The sequence below is a fragment of the Acidovorax sp. SUPP2825 genome, assembly GCF_030158995.1.
In the GTDB taxonomy this organism is placed as follows: Bacteria; Pseudomonadota; Gammaproteobacteria; order Burkholderiales; family Burkholderiaceae_C; genus Paracidovorax.
Genome location: NZ_BQXK01000005.1, coordinates 147,000 through 170,536 on the forward strand (window position 1 = coordinate 147,000; position 23,537 = coordinate 170,536).

The window sequence follows — 23,537 nt, forward strand, 5'->3', positions numbered from 1 at the left end:
ACGGGCGGGTCCATCTGAACGGATGGCCCGCCCTTTTGTCTTTCGTCCATGTCTGAAACCACCCACGGCATCCGCATCCACACCCGCTCGCAGGCCATGCGCGCGGCGGTGGAACTGCTGTCGTCCATGCGCTTCGCCATCTCGCTGCTGACGGTGATCTGCATCGCCTCGGTGATCGGCACGGTGCTCAAGCAGCACGAGCCCGCCGCCAACTACGTGAACCAGTTCGGGCCGTTTTGGGCCGAGCTGTTCATGGCGCTCAAGCTCAACGCGGTATACAGCGCGTGGTGGTTCCTTCTGATCCTGGCGTTCCTGGTGGCGAGCACCTCGCTGTGCATCGCGCGCAATGGCCCGCGCTACCTGGCCGACGTGCGCAACTACAAGGAAAACGTGCGCGAGCAAAGCCTGGAGGCCTTCGGGCTGCGGGCCAAAGGGCCGCTGCCCGGCGAAACCCCCGAGGCCGCCGCGCGCCGCATCGGCGACATGCTGGCCGGCGGCGGCTGGAAGGTGCGGCTGCAGCAGCGCACCACGCCGGCCGGGCCTGGAACGGGCTGGATGGTGGCGGCCAAGGCGGGTGCGGCCAACAAGATCGGCTACATCGCGGCGCACAGCGCCATCGTGCTGGTGTGCGTGGGCGGCCTGCTGGACGGCGACCTGGTCGTGCGCGCGCAGATGTGGCTGGGCGGCAAGACGCCGTACAACGGCGGCGGATTGATCTCCGAGGTCCGGCCCGAGCACCGCCTGTCCGAGCGCAACCCGACCTTCCGCGGAAATCTGCTGGTGGCCGAGGGCACGCAGTCGAGCACCGCCATCCTGAACCAGTCCGACGGCGTGCTGCTGCAGGAGTTGCCCTTCGCCATCGAGCTCAAGAAGTTCATCGTCGAGCACTACTCCACCGGCATGCCCAAGCTCTTCGCGAGCGAGATCGTCATCCACGACAAGGCCACCGGAGAGGCCACACCCGCGCGCGTGGAGGTCAACCATCCTGCGAGCTACCGCGGCATCGAGATCTACCAGTCGAGCTTCGACGATGGCGGCTCGCGCCTGCAACTGCGCGCGGTGCCGCTCGCGCCCGGCATAGCGCCTTTCGACGTGGAGGGCGTGGTGGGCAGCTCCACGCCGCTCACCGCCAGCGCCGCGGGCCAGCCGTTCACGCTGGAGTTCACCGCGCTGCGCACCATCAACGTCGAGAACTTCACCGACACCGGCGCCGTCACCTCCGGCGCGGACGTGCGCAAGGTGGACCTGCGCCAGGCCATCGAGGCGCGCCTGGGCGCGGGCAACAAGACGGTGACCCGCAAGGAGCTGCGCAACATCGGCCCCAGCGTGAGCTACAAGCTGCGCGACGCGGCGGGCCAGGCGCGCGAGTTCCACAACTACATGCTGCCGCTGGACGCGGGCGACGGGCAGCCCGCCTTCCTGCTCGGCGTGCGCGACACGCCGTCCGAGCCGTTTCGCTTCCTGCGCATTCCGGTGGACGACCAGGGCAGCATGCAGGGCTTCGTGCGCATGCGCGTGGCGCTGGCCGATCCGGCGCTGCGCGAGCAGGCGGTGCGCCGCTACGTGGCCAAGGCGGTGGATCCCGCGCGCCCCGAGCTGGCCGAGCAGCTGGCGCAATCGACCGTGCGCGCCTTGTCGCTCTTTGCCGGGGCGGACGCCGGCACGCCAGGCGCCACCACGGGCAAGGGCGGCACGCCGGGCCGCGGGGGCCTGCAGGCGATTTCGGACTTCATGGAAGCCAACGTGCCGCCGGCCGAACGCGAGCGTGCGGGCGAGGTGCTGATCCGCATCCTGAACGGCGCGCTGTTCGAGCTGGCCCAGCTGACGCGCGAGCGCGCGGGCCTGAAACCCCTGGCGCAGAGCGATGCCACCCAGGCGTTCATGACGCAGGCGGTGCTGTCGCTCAGCGACGCGCAGGCCTACCCCGTGCCCGTGGCGTTCGAACTCAAGGACTTCACCCAGGTGCAGGCCAGCGTCTTCCAGGTGGCCCGCGCGCCGGGCAAGAACATCGTGTACCTTGGCTGCGCGCTGCTGATCATCGGCGTGTTTTCGATGCTCTACGTGCGCGAACGGCGCCTGTGGGTGTGGCTGGTGCCCAAGGACGGGGGCGCCCAGGCCACCATGGCGCTGTCGAGCAACCGCAAGACCCTGGACGGCGACCGCGAGTTCGCCCGGCTCACCGACAAACTCATCGGGGCGCGGCCCCACGGAGACACCGCATGAACACCGCCGCCACGGACGCTGCCCGCGATCGCACGAATCGCACTGACCGCACCATCACCCTGAACGAGGGGTTCCTGGCCCGGCGCAATGCCTTCGACTGGGTCTTCGCGGCGCTGGTCGCGGCGGGCGGGCTGTTCGCGCTGCAGCGCTACGGCGCGTTCATGGATGTTTACGAAAAAGGCATCCTGCTCGGTGCCATTCCCTGCACCGTGTGGCTGGGCTGGTTCTGGCGGCCGCTGCGGGTGCTGATGGTGGTGGTGGCCGCCTTCGCCCTGGCGGCCATCGGCCTGTACCAGCAGGGCGGGGCCGGCAGCCTGGCGCGTGCCGACACGGTGTTCGGCCTCAAGTATTTCCTGTCCAGCCAGTCGGCCATCCTGTGGATGAGCATGCTGTTCTTCATGAGCACGGCGTTCTACTGGATCGGCATGTTCTCCCGCGGCGAGGGCCGCACCCTGTCGCTGCTGGGCTCGCGCCTGGCGTGGGTGGGCATCGGCATGGCGCTCATCGGCACGCTGGTGCGCTGGTACGAGAGCTACCTCATCGGCGCCGACGTGGGCCACATCCCGGTCAGCAACCTGTACGAGGTGTTCGTGCTGTTTTGCTGGATGACGGCGGCCTTCTACCTCTATTACGAAGCGCAGTACGAGACCCGCGCGCTGGGCGGCTTCGTCATGCTGGTGGTCAGCGCCGCCGTGGGCTTTCTGCTCTGGTACACCGTGGTGCGCGAGGCGCACGAGATCCAGCCCCTGGTGCCGGCCCTGAAGAGCTGGTGGATGAAGCTGCACGTGCCCGCCAACTTCATCGGCTACGGCACCTTCGCGCTGTCGGCCATGGTGGCGTTCGCCTACCTCATCAAGCAGCAGGCCGGCGAGACGCGCTGGTACAAGCTCGCGCCCCTGTGGCTGTTGGGCGTGGTGCTGTGCTTCGAGCCCATCGTGTTCCGCCAGGGCGCCACCGAGAACGGCGGCGGCTACTGGATGGTGTATTTCGGCGTGTCGGCGTTCATCGTGGCGGGCATCCTGCTCGGGCGCCGGCGCATCGCGGCCCGGCTGCCGTCCTTCGAGGTACTGGACGATGTCATGTACAAGGCCATCGCCGTGGGCTTCGCCTTCTTCACCATCGCCACGGTGCTGGGCGCGCTCTGGGCGGCCGAGGCCTGGGGCGGCTACTGGAGCTGGGATCCCAAGGAGACCTGGGCGCTGATCGTGTGGCTCAACTACGCGGCCTGGCTGCACATGCGCCTGATGAAGGGCCTGCGCGGCACCGTGTCCGCCTGGTGGGCGCTGGTGGGGCTGGGCGTGACCACGTTCGCCTTCCTGGGCGTGAACATGTGGCTGTCGGGGCTGCACAGCTACGGAACGTTGTAGCCCACAATGAATCCTTTCGGGGCCGGTGCGCGTATAACCGGCATCGTCCCCCCGAACCACAAGGATTCCCCATGCCGATTCCCCGCAGAGACAACGGCTTCATCCACGCCGCCAGCAGCGAAATCACCCCCCGCGCCGTCTACGAGGGCCGGCGCGACCTCATCAAGCTCATGGCCGGCGGCGCTGCCGGGGCGGCCCTGGCCACCTGGGCCGCACGCGATGCCGGCGCCCAGGCCGCGCGTCCGGGCAAGCTGGCGGCCCTGGCCGGCGGCAAATCGGCGGTGGCGGGCGCCAACACCATGGAAAAGGTGACCGACTACAAGGACGCCAGCACCTACAACAACTACTACGAGTTCGGCGTGGACAAGGCCGACCCGGCCCGCAACGCCCACACCCTGAAGACCACGCCCTGGACGGTCGAGGTGGAGGGGCTGGTCAACAAGCCGGGCAAGTTCGGCATTGAGGACCTCATAAAGCTCAGCGCCCAGGAAGAGCGCATCTACCGCCTGCGCTGCGTCGAGGGCTGGTCCATGGTGATTCCGTGGGTGGGCTACTCGCTGGCCGAGCTGCTCAAGCGTGTGGAGCCGCAGGGCAGCGCCAAGTACGTGGAGTTCGTCACGCTGGCCGACAAGAAGACCATGCCCTTCGTCGGCTCCGCCGTGCTCGACTGGCCCTACACCGAAGGGCTGCGCATGGACGAGGCCATGCACCCGCTCACGCTGCTCACCTTCGGCATGTACGGCGAGGTGCTGCCCAACCAGAACGGTGCGCCGGTGCGGCTGGTGGTGCCCTGGAAATACGGCTTCAAGAGCGCCAAGAGCATCGTCAAGATCCGCCTGACCGACAAGGAGCCGGGCACGGCCTGGAACAAGGCCGCCAAGCAGGAATACGGCTTTTATTCCAACGTGAACCCGAACGTGGACCACCCGCGCTGGAGCCAGGCCACCGAGCGGCGCATCGGCGAGGACGGCCTGTTCGCCAAGAAGCGCAAGACGCTGATGTTCAACGGCTACGAGGCCCAGGTGGCTTCGCTGTACGCCGGAATGGACCTGAAGAAGTTCTACTGACCCGTTCCGCGTCCGACATCCCGCCTCCAGCGCCTTCGAGGGCCGCCGCCATGAAAAAACTGCTGATGCATCCCGCCGCCAAGCCGGTGGTGTTCGCCCTGTGCCTGTTGCCGCTGGCTTGGCTGGTGTTCGGCGCCGCCACCGACCGGCTCGGCCCCAACCCGGCCGAGACGCTGATCCGGTCCAGTGGCGACTGGACGCTGCGGGCCCTGTGCCTGGCGCTGGCGGTGACGCCGCTGCGCGTCATCACGGGCACCCCGGCCCTGGCGCGCTTTCGGCGCATGCTGGGGCTGTTCGTGTATTTCTATGCGGTGCTGCACCTCATGGCCTACGCCTGGCTGGACATGGGCTTCGACTGGCCGGAGATCGTGTACGACATCGGCAAGCGGCCCTTCATCCTGGTGGGCACGCTGGCCATCGTGCTGCTCACGCTGCTGGCGGCCACCTCGTTCAACCGCGCCATCCGCTGGCTGGGCGCCAAGCGCTGGCAGGCGCTGCACCGGATCGTCTACGCGGTCGCAGGGTTGGCGCTGCTGCACTTTTTCTGGATGCGCGCGGGCAAGAACAACTTCGCCGAGGTGGCGGTGTACGCGGCCATCCTGGGCGCGCTGCTGGGCTGGCGCGTGTGGAAGCGCTACGCCCGGCGCCCGGTGGCCGCCCGCACGGCATGATGCTATTAAAAGAATAGCAATATGCCCTAGTAGTTATTGTGCTGGAGGCCCTTTTGGCTAGGATCGCCCCTGCACGGCGTGCAGGGCTGGCCGCACCTGCCGGGTGGCCGGGTCGATGAAGGCCGTGGGGAACTGGTAGGCCCGGTCGTCGAACAGGTCGATGCCGCACATCAGGTTCTCGATCCAGTCGAAGAAATCGCCGATGGCCTTCGGTCCCATGATCGGCGCGCCGTGCTGGGGCACCAGCATGGCGATGTCCATCTGCCGCACCATGCGCACCCACAGCCGCAGGATCTTGTTGGACACCATGTAGCGGCGGTGGAACCCTTCCATGCGCGGAATGTGCGGCGCCAGATCGGTCACGGGCTCGCGCGCCTCGGTGCCCGAGGTCATCGACACGCCCAGGTCCCCCGTGAAGAGGATGCGGCTGACCGGGTCGTAGAAGTGGAAGTTGCCCTCGGAATGCAGGAAATGCGCGGGCAGAAGCACCAGCTCGTGCCGCCCCAGCGGCAGGTGGCCGCCGCCGTCCGGCACGCCGATCACCCGGTTCTCCGTCTTGCCGACCTTGGTGAAATGCGGCGCGAAGCGCTCCCACACGCGCGAGATCACCAGCGTGGCCTTGGTGCTGGTCATCCAGCGGTCGAGCGAGGCGATGATGTCCGGGTCGGCATGTGAGGCGATCAGGTACGACAGCTTGTGCGGCGGGAAATGCTTGGACATTCCCATGAACAGCTCGTTGAAGGCGAGGTTGCCGCCCGGGTCGATGATGGCGCCCGTGTCGCCGTCCACGATCAGGAATTGATTGGCCTGAACGGCCTGCCCGTCCTCCTCGATGAGGTCAGAGAACATCAGGCAGGCGTGGTGCTTGTCTCGGTACAGTTCCAGCGGTTCCAGGGCCATGGCATGCAGCATTCTTGAAAAATGCCAATGTAGGCCGCGCCCCGTGCCGAGGGCTTGATGCGAATCAAGCGTTGGCCAGTCAGCCCACCAGTTTCTCGTGGCGGAAGGTGTCGGCCGCCGATTCGCGCGCGCGGATCAGGTGGGCCTGCGTGCCATCCACCAGCACTTCGGCCGGGCGGGCGCGCGTGTTGTAGTTGCTGCCCATCGAGCTGCAGTACGCGCCGGCCGACAGCACGGCCAGGTGGTCGCCCGGCTGCACAGCCAGCGTGCGGTCGCGGCCGATCCAGTCGCCGCTCTCGCACACCGGGCCCACCACGTCGTACACCCCGGCCGCTGCGCCGGCCGCGGCCGCCTGCACCGGCACGATGGCGTGGAACGCCTGGTACATCGCGGGGCGCGGCAGGTCGTTCATGGCCGCATCGACGATGCAGAAGTTTTTCTGCTCGCCGGGCTTCACGTACAGCACCTCGGTCACGCATACCCCGGCATTGCCCACCAGCGAGCGGCCGGGCTCGATCATGAAATGGCGGTCGCCGAAGCCGCGCGCATCCAGCTTGGCCAGCAGCTTGGCCCACAGCGCATCGGCGGCCGGTGGCGTGTCGCCGTTGTAGTCGATGCCCAGGCCGCCGCCGAAGTCGATGTGGTGGATCGGAATGCCTGCGGCCTCGATCTCCTGGATCAGGTCGAGCAGTCGGTCGGTGGCGTCGAGATATGGTGTCTCGTCCGTGATCTGCGAGCCGATGTGGAAGTCGATGCCGGCCACCTGCAGCCCTGGCAGCGACGCGGCGTGCCGGTAGGCCGCGACGATGCGCTCGTGCGCCACGCCGAACTTGTTGCCCTTGAGTCCGGTGGAAATGTAGGGGTGCGTCTTCGGGTCCACGTTGGGATTGACGCGGATGCTGATCGGCGCCTTCGTGCCGAAGGCCACGGCCACCTCGTTCAGCACGTCCAGTTCGGACTCGCTCTCGACGTTGAAGCAGCCGATGCCGGCCTGCAGGGCCTGCCGCATCTCGGCCCGCGTCTTGCCGACGCCCGAGAAGATGATCTTGCGCGGATCGCCGCCGGCGGCCAGCACGCGTTCCAGCTCGCCGCCGGACACGATGTCGAAACCGCAGCCCTGGCGTGCGAACAGCTGCAGCACGGCCAGCGACGAGTTCGCCTTCATGGCGTAGCAGATCTGCACCTGGCGGCCGGCAAAGCCGCGCTGGTAGGCGGCCAGCGCGTCCAGCATGGACGCTTGCGAATAGACGTACAGCGGCGTGCCTTGCTGCCGCGCCAGGTCGGCCAGGGGGAGTTGTTCGATGAACAGCGCGTCGCCACGGTAGGCGATGTGGGGATGGCCGGGCAGGGCAGGCAAGGTCATGGGGTCGGGGAGGAAGCGGAACGGGAGGGGGCGGTGGGGACGATCGGTGCCGGCGTGGGCGTGTCGCGCATCGGGTCCAGCGTCTGGGGCAGGGTGGCCCGCTGGCTGGCAGCGGGATCGGTGGGCAGGTACAGCGGGCCGCGCTGGCCGCAGCCCGACAGGGCCGCCGCACCCGCAGCAAGGGCAAGCGTCCTGACTAGAATTTGCGATGCTCTCAACATCCGCCGATTCTAATGACTGACCTCGAATTCCTGGACCACGCGGAAAAGCTCCTGCTCGCTGTCGAGCAAGGCTGCGATCGCATCAACGACACCTCGGACGCCGACCTGGACGCGCAACGCTCCGGAGGCATGGTGACCATCGCGTTCCAGAACGGCAGCCAGATCGTCATCAACCTGCAAAAGCCGCTGCACGAAATCTGGCTGGCCGCGCAGTCCGGCGGCTACCACTACCGGTTCGACGGCCAGCGCTGGATGGACACCAAGGGGGCGGGCGAGTTCTTCGAAGCCCTGGACCGCAGCGCCAGCGAGCAGTCGGGACTGGCGCTGTCTTTCGCGCCCTGAGCGCCTTCGGTCTGTAACAAAAAAGCCCTTGCGCGATGGCCGCGCAAGGGCTTTTCTTTGAGGGGACCGCGTGCCTGCGGTCCCTGGATCAATTGCGGAACAGATCCAGGATCCGGTTGCGCTCCTCGGTGGGCGGGGGCGTCTGCGGCGGCGATCCGGGCACGGCGGCGGAGGCGTCTTCCATGCCCACGCTGGCGACCCCGGCGTTGCGGGCGAACTCCTCATAGAACCATTCTCCACCCACGTTCACCACGCCGGGCGGCACGGTGGGCTCGGCCACCGGGACGCCCTTGAGCGCGCGCTCCATGAAGCTGATCCAGATCGGCAGGCTCAGCCCGCCGCCGGTTTCGCGGCTGCCCAGGTTGCGGGGCGTGTCGTAGCCGATCCAGGTCACCGCGGCCACCGTGGGCTGGAAACCGGCGAACCAGGCATCGACGGCATCGTTGGTCGTGCCGGTCTTGCCGTACAGGTCGGGGCGCTTGAGCGTGGCTTGCGCGCGCGCCGCCGTGCCGGAGCGGGTGACTTCCTGCAGCAGGCTGTCCATCACGAAGGCATTGCGCGCATCGATCGCACGGGGGTTGTCGGAGGTGGCCGGCGGCTGGAAGTCCGACAGGATGCGGCCCTTGTGGTCGGTGACGCGGCTGATCAGGTAGGGGTTCACGCGGTAGCCGCCGTTGGCGAACACCGAATAGGCCGACACCATCTGCATGGGCGTGACAGACCCCGCGCCCAGCGCCATGGTCAGGTAGGGCGGGTGCTTTTCGGCGTCGAAGCCGAACTTGGACACCCACTCCTGCCCGTTCTTGGGGCCGACCGCCTGCAGGACGCGGATGGACACCACGTTCTTGGAGCGCGCCAGCGCGGTGCGCAAGGTCATCGGGCCGTCGTACTTGCCGTCGTAGTTCTTGGGCTCCCAGGGCTGGCCGCCCGTGACGCCGGCGCTGAAGAACAGCGGGGCATCGTTCACCACGGTAGCCGGCGTGAAGCCTTTTTCCAGCGCGGCCGAGTAGATGAACGGCTTGAAGCTCGACCCTGGCTGGCGCCATGCCTGCGTCACATGGTTGAACTTGTTCTTGTCGAAATCGAAGCCGCCCACCAGGGCCTTGATGGCGCCGGTGCGCGGATCGACCGCCACCAGGGCGCCCTCGACTTCCGGCAACTGGGTGATGTCCCAGGTCTTCTTGGGGGTCTGGATCACGCGGATCACGGCGCCGCGGCGAATCTTGACGTTCGGGGGCGCCTTGTCGCTCAGGCCCGACTGGGCGGGTTTCAGGCCGTCGCCGGTGATCTCGATCGGCTCCCCGCTGGCGCGCGCCGCCACGATCTTCTTGGGCGTGGCCTCCAGCACCACCGCCGACATCACGTCCCCGTTGTCGGGATGCAGGGCGAGCGTGTCGTCGATCACGTCCTCGGCTTCCTGGGCGTTGGTGGGCAGGGCCACGAACTTCTCGGGCCCGCGGTAGTGCTGGCGGCGTTCGTAATCCATGATGCCCTTGCGGAGGGCGACATAGGCCGCTTCCTGGTCACCGGCATTGAGGGTGGTGTAGACGTTCAGGCCGCGGGTGTAGGCCTCGTTGCCGTACTGGGCAAAGATGAGCTGGCGGGCCATTTCGGCCACGTACTCGGCGTGGATGCGGGTGGAATCCGGGCCGGAGCGGATCTTCAGGTCCTCTTCCTTGGCGGCGGCGGCCTCCTGCGCGGTGATGAAACCGTTCTCCTGCATGCGGTCGATGATGTACAGCTGGCGGATGCGGGCGCGCTTGGGGTTGCTGATGGGGTTGTAGGCCGAAGGGGCCTTGGGCAGCCCGGCCAGCATGGCGGCCTCCGCGATGGAAATGCTCTGCAGGGGCTTGCCGAAATAAGCCTCCGAAGCCGCCGCAAAACCGTATGCCCTGTTTCCGAGATAAATCTGATTCATGTAGATCTCGAGAATCTGGTTCTTGGTCAGCAGGTGCTCCAATTTGAAGGTTAGTAATATTTCGTAAATTTTCCGGGTAAATGTTTTTTCAGACGACAAATAAACGTTCCGGGCCACCTGCATCGTGATCGTCGAGGCGCCCTGGCTCTTCACGCGGCCCAGATTGGCCAGCGCTGCGCGCACCACGCCCTTGTAGTCCACGCCGCCATGCTGGAAGAAGCGTGCGTCTTCGATCGCCAGCACCGCATTGGTCATGACCTTGGGGATGTCCTGGATGGGGGTGAGGTTGCGCCGTTCCTCGCCGAACTCGCCCAGCAATGCGCCTTCGACCGAGTACACCCGCATCGGCAGCTTGGGCCGGTAGTCCGCCAGGTCCGAAATGTCCGGCAGATTGGGATAGGCCACCGCCAGCGCCACGGCGATCGTGAGCGCCACGCCCACGGCGCCGGCAGCCGCGAGTCCCAGCAACCACGCTGCGCTGCGGACGATCCAGCGCCACCATGCCGGCCGTTTCGGCGGATTCGGGTTGGGGGTCTTGTCGGTAGGTGATGACGGCATAGCGTTCCAGGAGAGAGCAACCGGCCATTATAAAAATATGGGACTCGGCCGTCTGCCAAATCGCTCGCGACGGTGGCGCACCTATACCACAGGCGCATGAATATCGGTATCGGAAGAGGCGGCAAATGAGCGTGTGCTTTTGACAACGTTCGCCCCGTAACAGCGCCGTAAAACTCTTGGCTGGCCTGCAACCTTACTGATAGCATTCATGTGAAGTGTTAAGTTTTGTTGCGTCAAATTGGCAAGTTACGGGGGCTAATCTTGATCTCTTTGGGGTCTTTGTTCAGTCGCCAGTCCGCGCCACTGCTGGGTATCGACATCAGTTCCTCGAGCGTCAAGCTGGTGGAGTTGGGGCGCGACAAGGCGGGAGGGCTGGTACTGGAGCGATGTGCGATCGAGCAGTTGGAGCGCGGTTGGATCACCGACGGCAACATCGAAAAATTCGATGAGGTCGCCGAGGCCCTGCGCCGGCTGGTCAAAAAGAGCGGCACCCGCACGAAAAACGTGGCGTTGGCCTTGCCGCCATCCGCCGTCATCACCAAGCGCATCACCTTGCCCGGCGGCATGTCCGAGCAGGAACTCGAAGTGCAGGTGGAATCCGAAGCCAACCAGTACATCCCGTTCTCGCTCGACGAAGTGAGCCTGGACTTCTGCGTGGTCGGCCCAAGCAAGAGCTCGCCCGGCGACGTCGATGTGCTGATCGCGGCGTCGCGCCGTGAGAAGGTGCAGGACCGCCAGGGCTTGGCCGAAGCGGCGGGCCTCAAGCCCGTGATCGTCGACATCGAATCGCATGCCTCCCGGCTGGCTGCGGGGCGCCTGATCGAAGCGCTGCCCAACCACGGCAACGATGCCTTGGTCGCGCTGTTCGAGGTCGGCGCCTTGACCACCAGCATGCAGGTGCTTCGCAACGACGAAGTGCTGTACGACCGCGACCAGGCCTTCGGCGGCGCGCAGCTGACGCAACTGATCGTGCGGCAATACGGGTTCTCGCTGGAAGAGGCCGAAGGCAAGAAGCGCAGCGGCGATCTGCCGGAGGACTACCAGTCGGCCGTGCTGCGTCCCTTCGTGGAAAGCATGGCACAGGAAATCGGCCGTGCCCTGCAGTTCTTCTTCACCAGCACGCCCTACAACCGGGTCGATCACATCATGCTCGCGGGTGGCTCAGCGCCGCTGCCAGGCTTGACCGAGGCCGTGACCCAGCATTCAGGCTGCGCCTGCACTGCCATCAATCCGTTCGACGGCATGGAGATCGGAAGCGCCGTACGATTGAAGAAGATGGTTCGCGAGGCGCCTTCCTACCTCACGTCATGTGGTCTGGCCATGCGGAGGTTTCTGCAGTGATTCTCATCAACCTGCTTCCCCATCGCGAGGCGGCCCGAAAACGCCGCAAGGAATCGTTCCAGGCAACGATGTTCGCGTCCTTTCTGGTGGGGCTCGCCATTGCCGGCGGTATCTATTGGTGGTACCAGATGGTCATCACCGCCCAGCAGGACAAGAACACGTTCCTGCAAAGCGAGATCAAGGTTCTGGAAGGCCAGATCAAGGAAATCGCGACCATCGAAGAAGAAATCGCGGCCCTTCGCGCGCGCCAGAAGGCCGTGGAGGACCTGCAGTCGGATCGTAATCTGCCGGTGCACTTGCTCAATGAGTTGGTTCAACAGCTGCCAGATGGGGTTTACGTTACCAATCTCAAGCAAGTCGACCAGGTGATCACGATGCAGGGGATGGCGCAATCGAACGAGCGTGTGTCGGAGATGCTGCGCAATCTGGCGGACAACACACCGTGGTTCTCCAAGCCCGAATTGTTAGAGATCGTTGCGGCCAACATCGCGCTGAACCCGAGGGAACAGCGCCGCGTGGCCTCCTTCAACCTCCGGTTTCGGCTGATGCGCACGAGCGAGGCGCAAAAAGCCATTGGCGCTGCAAGTACCCCTGCCACTGCGCCCAAAGCGGTTGGAAAGTGATCATGGCAACGAAAAAAGCGTCTTCCGTGGACTTTGTGGCGCTGCAATCCAGCTTGCAGCGGCAGTTCCGCAACCTCGATCCCAAAGATCCTTCTCTGTGGCCGGTGCTGCCGAGAATCCTGCTTTGCATCGCCATCGCGGCGGGCATCGCTACCTTCCTGTGGTTCTTCAAGCTGAATGAGTACGAGGCGGAGCTGGAAGCCGAGCAGGCCAAGGAACTCACCTTGCGCGCCGATTATGAAAAGAAGCTCGTAAAGGCCGTGAGTCTGGACGCGCTCAAGAAGCAGCGCGAGCAGGTGCAGCAGTATGTGATCCAGCTGGAAAAGCAGTTGCCGAGCAAGGCGGAGATGGCGGCTCTTTTGTCTGATATCAATCAGGCAGGCCTGGGTCGCAGTTTGCAGTTCGAATCGTTCAAGCCGGGCCAGATCGTGGTCAGGGATTATTATGCGGAGTTGCCGATTTCTATTAGAGTGACCGGCCGATACCATGATATCGGTGCATTTGCCGCTGATATTGCCAATCTTTCCCGGATCGTGACGCTGAATAATATTTCCATCCTCCCTGCAGGCAAGGATGGCGGCACCCTCACGATGGAAGCCACGGCGAGAACGTTCCGCTATCTGGACCCTGAAGAAATTCAGGCGCAGCGCCAGGCAGCGGGTGGAGCGAAGAAATGAGAATGTGGCACATCGCTTTGCTGGCAGTCTGCGCGGCGTTGATGGGTTGTGAATCTTCGGGTCAGGACGAGCTTCGCCAGTGGATGACGGATTTGCGTGCCAACACCAAGCCGCGCATTACCCCCCTTACCGAACCCAAGCAATTCCAGCCGCAGAACTATCAGGCGGATGGAGCAACGGATCCCTTCAATTCCATCAAATTGACGCAGGCACTGAGGCGTGACTCGACCCAATTGGCGGCCAATGCCACCTTGATTGCGCCGGAAATGGCGCGTCGCAAGGAGCCTTTGGAAGCTTATCCCCTGGATACCATGTCCATGGTCGGCAGTTTGAATAAAACCGGCACGCCGACAGCCTTGCTCAAGGTGGATAACTTGTTGTACCAGGTTCGAGTTGGTAATTACCTTGGACAGAATTATGGAAGGATTACCCAAATCACTGAAACAGCCATTCAGCTGCGGGAAATCGTTCAGGATGCAACGGGTGACTGGATAGAGCGTCAGACCACGCTTGATCTCCAAGAGGGGAAGAAATGATTCAGAAAAACAGTTTTGGTGCACGCTATCGGGCGTTGTTGTTGGCTGCTGTGGCATCGCTGGGCAGCACCTGGGCCTATGCCCAGACCGCCATCGAGGCCGTCCGAGGGGTCATGCAGGGCGGTACCGAATTGGTGCGCATCGATTTGTCGCAACCCCTTTCCACCCTGCCGACCGGTTTTGCCATTCAGGCCCCGGCCAGGATCGCGCTTGATTTTCCGGCGACGACCAATGCGACGGGCAAGTCGCTGGTGGAAGTCAACCAGGGCAATCTGAAGTCGGTGAACATCGTGCAGGCAGGCGACCGGTCCCGCGTCGTCCTGAACCTCAAACAACCCACGTCGTACCGTGCTGAAATCCAGGGCAAGTCCTTGATGGTGGCGCTGGAGCCCGTGTCGAACACGGCGGCGGCGCAACCGGCGCCGGTGGCGGTTTTTGCGGAAGACCGCAACAGCGATGTCCTGCCTTTGCGTGACCTCGACTTCCGCCGCGGCAGCGATGGTGCGGGCCGCGTGATCGTGGGCCTTGCCAACAACCAGGTCGGCGTGGACCTGCGTCAGCAAGGCAAGGGCCTGGTGGTCGAATTCCTGAAATCGTCGTTGCCGGAAGGTCTGCGCCGCCGCCTGGATGTGACGGATTTCGGCACCCCGGTGCAGATCGTCACGACATCGCAGCAAGGTGAGCGCGTTCGGATGACCATCGATCCCATCGGCGAGTGGGAGCACAGCGCCTACCAGAGCGACAACCAGTTCGTGGTGGAAATCCGCCAGAAGAAGGTGGACCTGAGCAAGCTGACGCAGGGCCCCGGGTTCAGCGGCGAAAAGCTGTCGCTCAATTTCCAGAACATCGAAGTGCGTTCATTGCTGCAGGTGATTGCGGACTTCACGAACTTCAACATCGTCACCTCCGACACCGTGACCGGCGCGCTCACGCTGCGTCTGAAGGACGTGCCATGGGATCAGGCCCTGCAGATCATCATGGACGCCAAGGGGCTCGGCATGCGCAAGTCCGGCACGGTGCTCTGGATCGCGCCCAAGGACGAAATCGACGCCCGCACCAAGAAGGACTACGAGGCGGCGCTCGCGATCCAGAAGCTCGAGCCACTGCGCACGCAAGCCTTCCAGCTGAACTATGCCAAGGCGGCCGACATGGTGACCCAACTGGCGACCAGCACGAACAGCGGCGGTACCAGCGGCACGTCCACGCGCTTTCTTTCCGAGCGTGGCAGTGCCATTTCCGAGCCTCGGACCAATCAGCTTTTCGTGACGGACACGCCGAGCAAGCTGGAAGAGGTGCGGCAACTGCTGTCGACGCTGGATGTGGCGGTGCGGCAGGTCATGATCGAAGCGCGGATTGTCGAAGCGCGCGATACCTTCGGCCGATCGCTCGGCGTCAAGCTGGGTGCGTCTGACCTGAGGGCCAGCCGCGGCGGCGACGGTGGCTACGGCATCGGTGGCAACAACCGTGTCGCCTTCGGCACGAGCTACAGCAACGCCGTGTCCACGAGCGGCGCCAGTTCCACAGCCACCGATCCTGGAGGCACGTTCGTCAATCTGCCGGCGCAGCTGTCCACGACAAGTGCGGTGGGCTCGTTTGCGCTGTCCATCTTCAATTCGGCGGCCAACCGTTTCCTGACCCTCGAGCTGTCGGCGATGGAGGCCGACGGCCAGGGCAAGATCGTGTCCAGCCCGCGTTTGATCACGGCAGACCAGACGAAGGCCTTGATCGAGCAGGGCACGGAGTACCCTTACTCCGTCACGGCCCCCAACGGCGCCACCACCATCGCCTTCAAGAAGGCGGTGTTGAAGCTGGAAGTGACGCCGCAGATCACTCCGGAGGGCAACATCATTCTTGATTTGGATGTCAACAAGGACAGCCGTGGCGAGAGCACGACGCAGGGCGTGGCCATCGACACCAAGCACATCAAGACCCAGGTGTTGATCGAAAATGGCGGGACCGTGGTGATCGGGGGTATCTTCGAGATGGAAGAAACCAACCAGGAAAATAAAATTCCCGTGCTGGGTGATGTGCCGGTGGTGGGCAACCTCTTCAAGAGCCGGACCAAAGAATCCACGAAGCGGGAAATGCTGGTGTTCATCACGCCCAAGGTCATTTCCGATCGCGGACCAGTTCGTTAACTATAGGTAAATAATGAAGTCATTCATCAAAATCATTGCCCTATCGCTGGCTGCCACTCTGGTCGCTTGCGGTGGCGGCGGGGGGAGCGCTGGCACCACGCCCGGAGGAACGACTCCGGTCAGCACGGCAGCCTCTGTGGAAATCTTGACGTCTGCCACGGGCCTGGCGTCGGCCGACAAGACCGGCCTGACGTTGACTGCTGTGGTGAAGGACGCCGCCAACAACGCCCTGTCCGCACAGGCGGTGTCGTTCACGGCATCCAGCGGCACGCTGGCAAGCATCGTGGGCACCACGGCTGCAGACGGCAAGGCGACGGCGGTGCTGACTGCCGGCACGGACCGTTCCAACCGCAACATCGCCGTCACGGTGAAGTCGGGATCGATCACTAAATCCATCACCATTCCGGTGACGGGTACCACGTTGACCGCATCGGGTTCGTCGTCGCTCCTGACCGGCGCCACGACCAATTTCGCGGTGAGCGTGAAGGACAGCGGCGGTGCGGCCATTGCCGCCAGCACGGTGGCCGTCACGTCGTCCCTGGGCAATGCCATCACCATGGCCAGCACTTCGACGGACGCCAATGGCGCCGTGACGTTCGCTTACGCGGCAACGCGCAGCGGCACGGACACCGTGACCATCCAGAGTGCCGGTGCACAGACGCAGATTTCCATCAACGTCACCAGCGTGGATTTCGCGTTCTCGGCGCCCACGGCCAACACCGAAGTCGAGGTCAATACGGCGCGGACGGTCTCCGTGCGCTACGCATCCGGCGGCGCCGGTGTGGCGGGCAAGGTCATCTCGTTCAGCACCACCCGCGGCTCGGTGTCTCCCAGCCAGGCGACGACCGATGCCAACGGCATTGCGTCTACCCAGGCTTCGGCCGCATCCGTGGGCGTGGCGACGATCAGCGCGGTGGTGGACAACGGTGCCGTGACCACGCTGCCGCTGAATTTCATCGCTTCGACGCCAGCCTCGCTGGTGCTGCAGACGTCTTCCGCCGCTTTGCCCCCGAACGTGGCAGGCAGCTCAGCCAATCAGGTCCAGTTGCGCGCCACGGTGCGTGATGCCGCCGGCAATGCCGTCAAGGGCAAGACCGTTTTCTTCACGGCAGTGCAGGACCTGAGCGGTGGCAGCATCAAGACGGGCTCCGCCGTCACGGATGCCAACGGCCTGGCGACGGACGTCTTCATTTCTGGTGCCACGTCCCACGGCCGCCAACGGCGTGCAGATTCGTGCGACCGTTGCCAACACCAATGTGACGGCCACGTCTTCGCTCACGATCAGCAGCCAAGCGCTTTTCATCACGATCGCAGCCAACAACACCGTTGAAAAGCTGAACACGACGTACCGCAAGACGTTCTCTGCTCAAGTGAACGATGCTAACGGCGCACCCGTGGCGAATCAAAATCTGACGCTTTCCTATTGGGTTCCGAACTATCTCAAAGGCTCGCCTTTGGTCTTTAACGATGCAGCCTCTGCTTGGGGCTACAACCAAGCAGGTACTGTAATTTCTTGTCTTAACGAAGACACGAATCGCAACGGTATTCTGGATGCGGGCGAAGATACCAATGGCAATGGTCAACTCACGCCAGGTTTGCCTGGAGTGATTGCACCTGCATCGGTGACGACCGATGCGGCCGGCTCTGCCGAATTCACGTTGACCTACGGACAGCAGTACGCCTTCTGGGTGAATTTCGAACTGGCGGCTAAGGCTATCGTGTCCGGGACGGAATCCAGCTCCTTCTTTGCATTCGTGGCAGGGGCCGCAGTGTCTGACTTGACAGACAAAACGAGTCCTCCGGCTTCCGTTGTGAGCCCCTTCGGAAGAGCAACCAGTTGCAGCACCCCCAACTGAGTCTCCACCTCATCGGCCTACCAGGCTCCGGGAAATCCACCGTCGGGCGTCAACTCGCCCTGCGGCTGGGGATTCCCTTCATCGATTCGGACCACGTGATCGAGCAGCGCATCGGCTGCTCGATCCGTGGTTTTTTCGATCGTGAAGGGGAAGCCGCCTTTCGCGACATCGAAGAGCAGGTGATCGATGAGCTGACCGCGGGCCGAGGCGCGGGCCCGGCACATGTGCTGGCCACGGGCGGCGGCGCCGTGCTGCGTGCGCCCAACCGCGACCGCCTCAGGGCGCATGGCAAGGTGGTCTATCTCGACGCGTCGCCCGAAGACATCGTTCGCCATGTGCGGCACGACACCTCTCGCCCCCTGCTGCAGGGAGCAGACCCGCTGGGCCGGTTGAAGGATCTGCACCAGCAGCGGGATTCGCTGTACCGGGCCACGGCCCACTATGTGGTGTCCACGGGGCGGGGCAAGACCGTCGCGGCTTTGGTGAATCACATCGCGATGCAACTGGAACTGGCCTCCGTCGGCTGACGGCGGCGCCGCTTCCGCGGTTGCACACTGTCGCGCCGGTCATCACCGTGCGGTGCTTCTTTTCGGCAACGCTGCGATTCGTGCGCTGGCCCCTGGCAGCGCTGGTACAGCGAGCCGCTCACCCATCTCTCCTCGAATGTCCGCATGCCTGGCAGCACGGCACGGATCGGACCTGTGCCTGCAGAGATCCGTCCGCATGGGCGGCCCGGCGGCCCGCTAGACTCTCGACCATGGATCACGACATGCCCCTGGCATCCCACGCCCCCCTTTCCCGCACCGCCCACCCATCCGCCGACGCGTTGCCGGGCGATCGCCCCGCCCAGGTGGACATCGCCCTGGGCGATCGCAGCTACCCCATCCTCATCGGTGAATCGTTGCTGGACGACCCGGCCACCTACCAGGCCTTGCCGGCCGCCGCGTCGGCCCTGATCGTCACCAATTCGACCGTGGCGCCGCTCTATGCGCAGCGGCTTGAGGCTGCGCTGACGGCGCGCTACCCACGGGTGCTGCAGGTCGTCCTGCCCGATGGCGAAGAACACAAGACCTGGCAGACGCTGAACCTCGTCTTCGATGCGTTGCTGGCCAACGGCTGCGACCGCAAGACCGTGCTGTTCGCCCTGGGCGGCGGCGTGGTGGGCGACATGACCGGGTTCGCCGCGGCCAGCTACATGCGCGGGGTGCCGTTCGTGCAGGTGCCCACCACGCTGCTGGCGCAGGTCGATTCGTCGGTGGGGGGCAAGACCGCCATCAACCACCCGCTGGGCAAGAACATGATCGGCGCCTTCTACCAGCCGCAGTTGGTGGTGTGCGATCTGGCCACGCTCGACACCCTGCCGCCCCGCGAGCTGAGCGCGGGGCTGGCGGAAGTTCTCAAGTACGGACCGATCGCCGACATGGCGTTCCTTGACTGGCTCGAGACCGCGATGGATGCCCTGCGCGCCGGCGACCATGTCGCGCTGGCCCACGCCGTGCGGCGCAGTTGCGAGATCAAGGCCTTCGTGGTGGGCCAGGACGAGCGCGAGGCCGGCCTGCGCGCCATTCTCAACTTCGGCCACACGTTCGGCCACGCCATCGAGGCGGGCATGGGTTATGGCGTCTGGCTGCATGGCGAAGGCGTGGCAGCGGGCATGGTGATGGCGGCCGAGCTGTCGTGCCGGCTGGGGCTGGTGGACGCGGCCTTCGTGCAGCGACTGCGCCAGTTGATCGAGCGCGCGGGGTTGCCCGTGCGCGGCCCGGTGATCGATGCGGCGGACAATGCGGGCCGCTATCTCGAACTGATGCGGGTGGACAAGAAATCCGAAGGGGGCGAGATCCGCTTCGTGGTGATCGACGGCCCCGGGCGCGCGGCGGTGCGTGCCGCTCCGGATGCGCTGGTGCGCGAGGTCATCGATGCCTGCTGTGTCTGAATGCTATTGTTTGGATAGCATGAAATTGAAGACAGTCGAGCGGTGAAAGCCCTTTTGATGCAGCCCCCTGGATTGGCGCCGTACGCCTGCGACCCGGCCGATACCCGGGGGCGCCGCCATCCCCAGTCGGCGGCGCCCACGCGCTCGGAGTACCAGCGCGACCGCGACCGCATCGTGCATTCCACCGCTTTCCGCCGGCTGGTCTACAAGACGCAGGTGTTCCTGAACCACGAGGGCGACCTGTTCCGCACGCGCTTGACGCACTCGCTCGAAGTGGCGCAACTGGGCCGCTCGATCGCCCGTTCGCTGCGCATCAACGAGGACCTGGTGGAGGCCATCTCTCTGGCGCACGACCTGGGCCATACCCCGTTCGGCCACGCCGGGCAGGATGCCCTGCATGAATGCATGGCCGCGCACGGCGGCTTCGAGCACAACCTGCAGAGCCTGCGCGTGGTGGACGAACTGGAAGAGTGCTATCCCGATTACAACGGCCTGAATCTCACGTTCGAGACGCGGGAGGGCATCCTCAAGCACTGCTCGCGCGCCAACGCCGAGCGCATGGAGGCGCTGGAGCCCGGCGGCATCGGCCAGCGCTTCCTGCAGCGCGGGCAGCCCAGCCTGGAGGCGCAACTGTGCAACCTGGCCGACGAGATCGCCTACAACGCCCACGACATCGACGACGGCGTGCGCTCCGGCCTCATCACGCTGGCGCAACTGAGCGAGGTGCCGCTGTTCGAGCGCTACCGCGCCGAGGCCGAGCGCGACCACCCGCACCTGGCGGCGCCGGCGGGCCAGCGGCGGCTTCTGAACGAAGCGATCCGGCGCATGCTCAGCGCGCAGGTGTACGACGTGATCGATGCGACGAACGCGGCCATCGCCCAGTCCGCGCCGGCGCGGGTGGACGACGTGCGCCGCGCGCCGCCCCTGGTGGCGTTCAGCGCCGAGATGCGCGCGCAGTCCCAGGGGCTGAAGCGCTTTTTGTTCCAGAACCTGTACCGCCACCCTCAGGTCATGGAAACCACCGGACGGGCCCAGCAGGTGGTGCGCGATCTGTTCGCGGCCTACACGGACTCGCCCGAGGCGATGAAGCCGCGCTTCGCGGCGCGCGCCGCGGCCGGCGACGAGGTGCAACGAATGCGCACGGTGGCGGACTTCATCGCCGGCATGACGGACCGCTTCGCGGTGCGCGAGCACGAGCGCCTCACCGGCCAGCGGCTGCTGTCCTGATCGCTCCGGCGGTGCGTGCCGCCCGCTGCCGCGGTCTGGCGGCACGGCCCCATCGCAACGCCCACCCGCGCCCGGCCGATAAAATGGGCGCCCCCCGAAGAAAGCCCCCATGACCGAATTGCCCGCCGCCGCCCCGCACGCCTTTCCGCACGACACCGTGAAAGAGGACATGGTGCGCTGGCTGGAGCGCGCGGTGATCGGCCTGAACCTGTGCCCCTTCGCCAAGGCGGTGCACGTGAAGGCGCAGATCCACTACGTGGTGAGCGAGGCGACCGATGGCCGGGGCCTGCTGGAAGACCTGCAGCGCGAGCTTGAAGCGCTGGCCGAAATCTCCGCCGAACGCCGCGACACCACCTTGCTCATGGCGCCGGGCTGCATGGAGGACTTCCTGGACTTCAACGACTTCCTCGCGCTGGCCGACGATCTGGTCGAGGCGATGGACCTGGGCGGCATCCTGCAGGTGGCCTCGTTCCACCCGCAGTTCCAGTTCGACGGCACCGACGTGGATGACGTCACCAACAGCACCAACCGCGCGCCGTATCCCACGCTGCACCTGCTGCGCGAGGACAGCATCGACCGTGCGGTGGAGGCCTTTCCCGAGGCCGAAGCGATCTTCGAGCGAAACATCGAAGTACTGGAAGAACTGGGCGCCGAAGGCTGGAAGGCGCTGGACGTCGGCCCGCGCTGCCCGGTGACCGGGCGGTCCACGCCGGCAGGCGCTGCCGGCGCAGGGGAGGGCGCATGAAGCGCGCCAAAGCTGCGGCCGGGCAGGGGGGCGCGTCTTCGTCATCGGCGGGGCGGACCGCGCCGAAGCCCTCGCCCGAAGACCAGGTGCTGCAGGAGCTGCGGCCGGGCCAGTCCATCGAACTGCTCAAGGCGCTGCACATCCTCACGCGGGAAGGGCGGCTCAACCAGGATTCGCGGCGCAAGCTCAAGCAGGTGTACCACCTGTTCCAGTTCATCGAACCGCTGCTGCAGGAGCTGTCGCAGGACGGCCACGCGGCCACGCTGGCGGACCACGGAGCGGGCAAGTCGTATCTCGGCTTCATCCTGTACGACCTGTTCTTCAAGGCCCTGGGGCGCGGGCACATCTACGGCATCGAGACGCGGGCCGAGCTGGTGGAGCACTCGCGCGCCCTGGCCCAGCGGCTGGCATTCGAGCGCATGTCGTTCCTGAACCTGTCGGTGGCCGAATCCACCGATGCCGCGGCGCTGCCGCAGCGCATCGACGTGGTGACGGCCCTGCACGCCTGCGACACGGCCACCGACGACGCCATCGCCTTCGGGCTGGCCAAGCAGGCGCGCGCGATGGTGCTGGTGCCCTGCTGCCAGGCCGAGGTGGCCGCGTGCCTGCGCCAAGGCAAGGCGCTGCAGTTGTCGCGCACGCCGCTGGCCGAACTGTGGCGCCACCCGCTGCACACGCGCGAGATGGGCAGCCAGATCACCAATGTGCTGCGGTGCCTGCACCTGGAAGCCAGCGGCTACCAGGTGACGGTGACCGAGCTGGTGGGCTGGGAGCACAGCATGAAGAACGAGCTGATCGTGGCCCGCTACACCGGCCAGAAAAAGCGCAGCGCGGCCGAGCGGCTGCGGGCGATTTTGGCGGAGTTCGGGCTGGAGCAGACTTTGGCGGCGCGGTTCGGCCTGCCGCCAGAGGCTGACACGGCGCCCGGGGCGGTTCCGGCAACAGTTTGAGGGTTTTTGGCCGCATGCCGGGGTTTTGTTTGCCTTCGATGCTATAAAAATAGTAGCGATTGCACCGATCGGGCGGCACATGCGGAATCGGGGACGGATTCCCCCTACCATGGCGCCTGCTTCACTTTGTGCGACCCCATGGCCCGACTGCCCCGCCTGACCCTTGCCGGCTACCCGCACCACGTGATCCAGCGCGGCAACAACCGCCAGGCCATCTTCGCTGACCGGCAGGACCACGAAACCATGCTGGCCCTGCTGACCGAGCAGGCTCGCCGCTGCGGCGTAGCCGTCCATGCCTACGTGCTCATGGGCAACCACTTCCACCTGCTGGCCACCCCCCAGACGGCCGACGGGCTGCCGCTGATGATGCAGGCCGTGGGGCGCAGCTACGTGCGCTACTTCAATAACCGCCACGCGCGCACCGGCACGCTGTGGGAGGGGCGCTACCGCTCCACCGTGCTGCAGCCCGAGCGTTATTTGCTTGCTTGCATGGCCTACATGGACCTGAACCCGGTGCGCTCCGGTGCCACCGCGCAGGCGGTGGACTACCCCTGGTCCAGCCACGCCCATTGCCTGGGCCTGCGCAACGACCGGCTCATCACGCCGCATGCGTTGTTCTGGGCGCTGGGCAATACACCCTTCGCCCGGGAGGCGGCCTACGCCGCGCTGGTGCAGGCGGGCGTCGGCTGGCTGCATCAGCAGGCGCTGACCGATTCCGCGCTCACCGGCTGGGCCCTGGGAGACGCCGCGTTCGTGCAGGCGTTGCAACAGCAGACGGAGCGGCGGGTGGTCAAAGGCAAGGCCGGCCGCCCGCCCGCAATGCCGAGGCCCATTCCCGAATAACTCATTCAGGCCTCGTGGCAAAAAGCTTTATTGCTCCT

General features: G+C 65.4%; 22 protein-coding genes. 18 read left to right on the forward strand and 4 right to left on the reverse strand.

The window, feature by feature from the left end; all coding sequences use genetic code 11:
- The first annotated feature begins 48 nt into the window (after positions 1–48).
- The 4 genes from AVAK2825_RS08480 (at position 49) to msrQ (ending at position 5,328) form a co-directional block, all read left to right on the forward strand.
- On the forward strand, positions 49–2,223 hold the full coding sequence (locus AVAK2825_RS08480) for a cytochrome c biogenesis protein ResB (RefSeq protein WP_284396643.1): 2,175 nt from the start codon (positions 49–51) through the stop codon (positions 2,221–2,223).
- Positions 2,220–3,590, forward strand: a complete 1,371-nt coding sequence (ccsB, locus tag AVAK2825_RS08485) for a c-type cytochrome biogenesis protein CcsB (protein ID WP_284396645.1) — start codon at positions 2,220–2,222, stop codon at positions 3,588–3,590. The genes AVAK2825_RS08480 and ccsB overlap by 4 nt, the downstream gene beginning before the upstream one ends.
- A 71-nt stretch (positions 3,591–3,661) precedes the next feature.
- A complete protein-coding gene (gene msrP / locus AVAK2825_RS08490) occupies positions 3,662–4,657 on the forward strand; it encodes a protein-methionine-sulfoxide reductase catalytic subunit MsrP (protein WP_272567544.1) in 996 nt (331 codons plus the stop codon).
- 50 nt (positions 4,658–4,707) lie between these two features.
- Complete coding sequence (gene msrQ / locus AVAK2825_RS08495) at positions 4,708–5,328, forward strand: protein-methionine-sulfoxide reductase heme-binding subunit MsrQ (protein ID WP_272567545.1); 621 nt, start codon at positions 4,708–4,710, stop codon at positions 5,326–5,328.
- Positions 5,329–5,385: 57 nt separating this feature from the next.
- Here msrQ and AVAK2825_RS08500 read toward each other — a convergent pair whose 3' ends face one another.
- From AVAK2825_RS08500 to lptM, 3 genes are all read right to left on the reverse strand, one after another.
- Complete coding sequence (locus AVAK2825_RS08500) at positions 5,386–6,228, reverse strand: oxygen-binding di-iron domain-containing protein (protein ID WP_284396651.1); 843 nt, start codon at positions 6,226–6,228, stop codon at positions 5,386–5,388.
- 79 nt (positions 6,229–6,307) lie between these two features.
- Positions 6,308–7,591 (reverse strand): diaminopimelate decarboxylase, encoded by a 1,284-nt coding sequence (lysA, locus tag AVAK2825_RS08505; RefSeq protein ID WP_284396654.1) that lies wholly within the window; start codon positions 7,589–7,591, stop codon positions 6,308–6,310.
- Complete coding sequence (gene lptM / locus AVAK2825_RS08510) at positions 7,588–7,812, reverse strand: LPS translocon maturation chaperone LptM (RefSeq protein WP_284396657.1); 225 nt, start codon at positions 7,810–7,812, stop codon at positions 7,588–7,590. The genes lysA and lptM overlap by 4 nt, the downstream gene beginning before the upstream one ends.
- Before the next feature lie 12 nt (positions 7,813–7,824).
- On the opposite strand from lptM, the gene cyaY reads away from it, so the two are divergent.
- Positions 7,825–8,154, forward strand: coding sequence for an iron donor protein CyaY (cyaY, locus tag AVAK2825_RS08515; RefSeq protein WP_272567550.1), 330 nt, complete (start codon positions 7,825–7,827; stop codon positions 8,152–8,154).
- 88 nt (positions 8,155–8,242) lie between these two features.
- On the opposite strand, the gene AVAK2825_RS08520 is transcribed toward cyaY, so the two are convergent.
- Complete coding sequence (locus tag AVAK2825_RS08520; protein ID WP_272567552.1) at positions 8,243–10,630, reverse strand: penicillin-binding protein 1A; 2,388 nt, start codon at positions 10,628–10,630, stop codon at positions 8,243–8,245.
- 261 nt (positions 10,631–10,891) lie between these two features.
- Here AVAK2825_RS08520 and AVAK2825_RS08525 point away from each other — a divergent pair, with 261 nt between their 5' ends.
- The 13 genes from AVAK2825_RS08525 (at position 10,892) to AVAK2825_RS08585 (ending at position 23,499) form a co-directional block, all read left to right on the forward strand.
- On the forward strand, positions 10,892–11,971 hold the full coding sequence (locus AVAK2825_RS08525; RefSeq protein WP_272567553.1) for a pilus assembly protein PilM: 1,080 nt from the start codon (positions 10,892–10,894) through the stop codon (positions 11,969–11,971).
- A complete protein-coding gene (locus tag AVAK2825_RS08530) occupies positions 11,968–12,594 on the forward strand; it encodes a PilN domain-containing protein (protein ID WP_284396661.1) in 627 nt (208 codons plus the stop codon). The genes AVAK2825_RS08525 and AVAK2825_RS08530 overlap by 4 nt, the downstream gene beginning before the upstream one ends.
- Positions 12,595–12,596: 2 nt before the next feature.
- Positions 12,597–13,271, forward strand: a complete 675-nt coding sequence (locus tag AVAK2825_RS08535; RefSeq protein ID WP_284396664.1) for a type IV pilus inner membrane component PilO — start codon at positions 12,597–12,599, stop codon at positions 13,269–13,271.
- The gene (locus AVAK2825_RS08540; protein WP_272567557.1) at positions 13,268–13,807 is read left to right on the forward strand and encodes a pilus assembly protein PilP; all 540 of its coding nucleotides are present in this window, start codon (positions 13,268–13,270) and stop codon (positions 13,805–13,807) included. Before AVAK2825_RS08535 ends, AVAK2825_RS08540 begins: the two co-directional genes overlap by 4 nt.
- On the forward strand, positions 13,804–15,945 hold the full coding sequence (locus AVAK2825_RS08545; protein ID WP_284396667.1) for a type IV pilus secretin PilQ: 2,142 nt from the start codon (positions 13,804–13,806) through the stop codon (positions 15,943–15,945). The genes AVAK2825_RS08540 and AVAK2825_RS08545 overlap by 4 nt, the downstream gene beginning before the upstream one ends.
- 145 nt (positions 15,946–16,090) lie before the next feature.
- On the forward strand, positions 16,091–17,275 hold the full coding sequence (locus AVAK2825_RS08550) for an Ig-like domain-containing protein (protein WP_284396670.1): 1,185 nt from the start codon (positions 16,091–16,093) through the stop codon (positions 17,273–17,275).
- The gene (locus AVAK2825_RS08555) at positions 17,202–17,801 is read left to right on the forward strand and encodes a hypothetical protein (protein ID WP_284396673.1); all 600 of its coding nucleotides are present in this window, start codon (positions 17,202–17,204) and stop codon (positions 17,799–17,801) included. Before AVAK2825_RS08550 ends, AVAK2825_RS08555 begins: the two co-directional genes overlap by 74 nt.
- Positions 17,783–18,328 carry a shikimate kinase gene (locus AVAK2825_RS08560; protein ID WP_284396676.1) on the forward strand — a complete coding sequence of 182 codons (546 nt, stop codon included), beginning with the start codon at positions 17,783–17,785 and terminating at the stop codon, positions 18,326–18,328. Before AVAK2825_RS08555 ends, AVAK2825_RS08560 begins: the two co-directional genes overlap by 19 nt.
- A gap of 242 nt (positions 18,329–18,570) precedes the next feature.
- Entirely contained in the window at positions 18,571–19,734 is a 1,164-nt protein-coding gene (aroB, locus tag AVAK2825_RS08565; RefSeq protein WP_284396679.1) for a 3-dehydroquinate synthase, read from the forward strand.
- 57 nt (positions 19,735–19,791) lie between these two features.
- Complete coding sequence (locus tag AVAK2825_RS08570) at positions 19,792–20,961, forward strand: deoxyguanosinetriphosphate triphosphohydrolase (RefSeq protein WP_284396681.1); 1,170 nt, start codon at positions 19,792–19,794, stop codon at positions 20,959–20,961.
- Between the two features lie 109 nt (positions 20,962–21,070).
- Positions 21,071–21,706, forward strand: a complete 636-nt coding sequence (locus AVAK2825_RS08575; RefSeq protein ID WP_284396683.1) for a DUF1415 domain-containing protein — start codon at positions 21,071–21,073, stop codon at positions 21,704–21,706.
- Complete coding sequence (locus tag AVAK2825_RS08580; protein ID WP_284396685.1) at positions 21,703–22,656, forward strand: class I SAM-dependent methyltransferase; 954 nt, start codon at positions 21,703–21,705, stop codon at positions 22,654–22,656. The genes AVAK2825_RS08575 and AVAK2825_RS08580 overlap by 4 nt, the downstream gene beginning before the upstream one ends.
- A gap of 138 nt (positions 22,657–22,794) precedes the next feature.
- A complete protein-coding gene (locus tag AVAK2825_RS08585; RefSeq protein WP_284396687.1) occupies positions 22,795–23,499 on the forward strand; it encodes a transposase in 705 nt (234 codons plus the stop codon).
- Positions 23,500–23,537 lie beyond the last annotated feature (38 nt).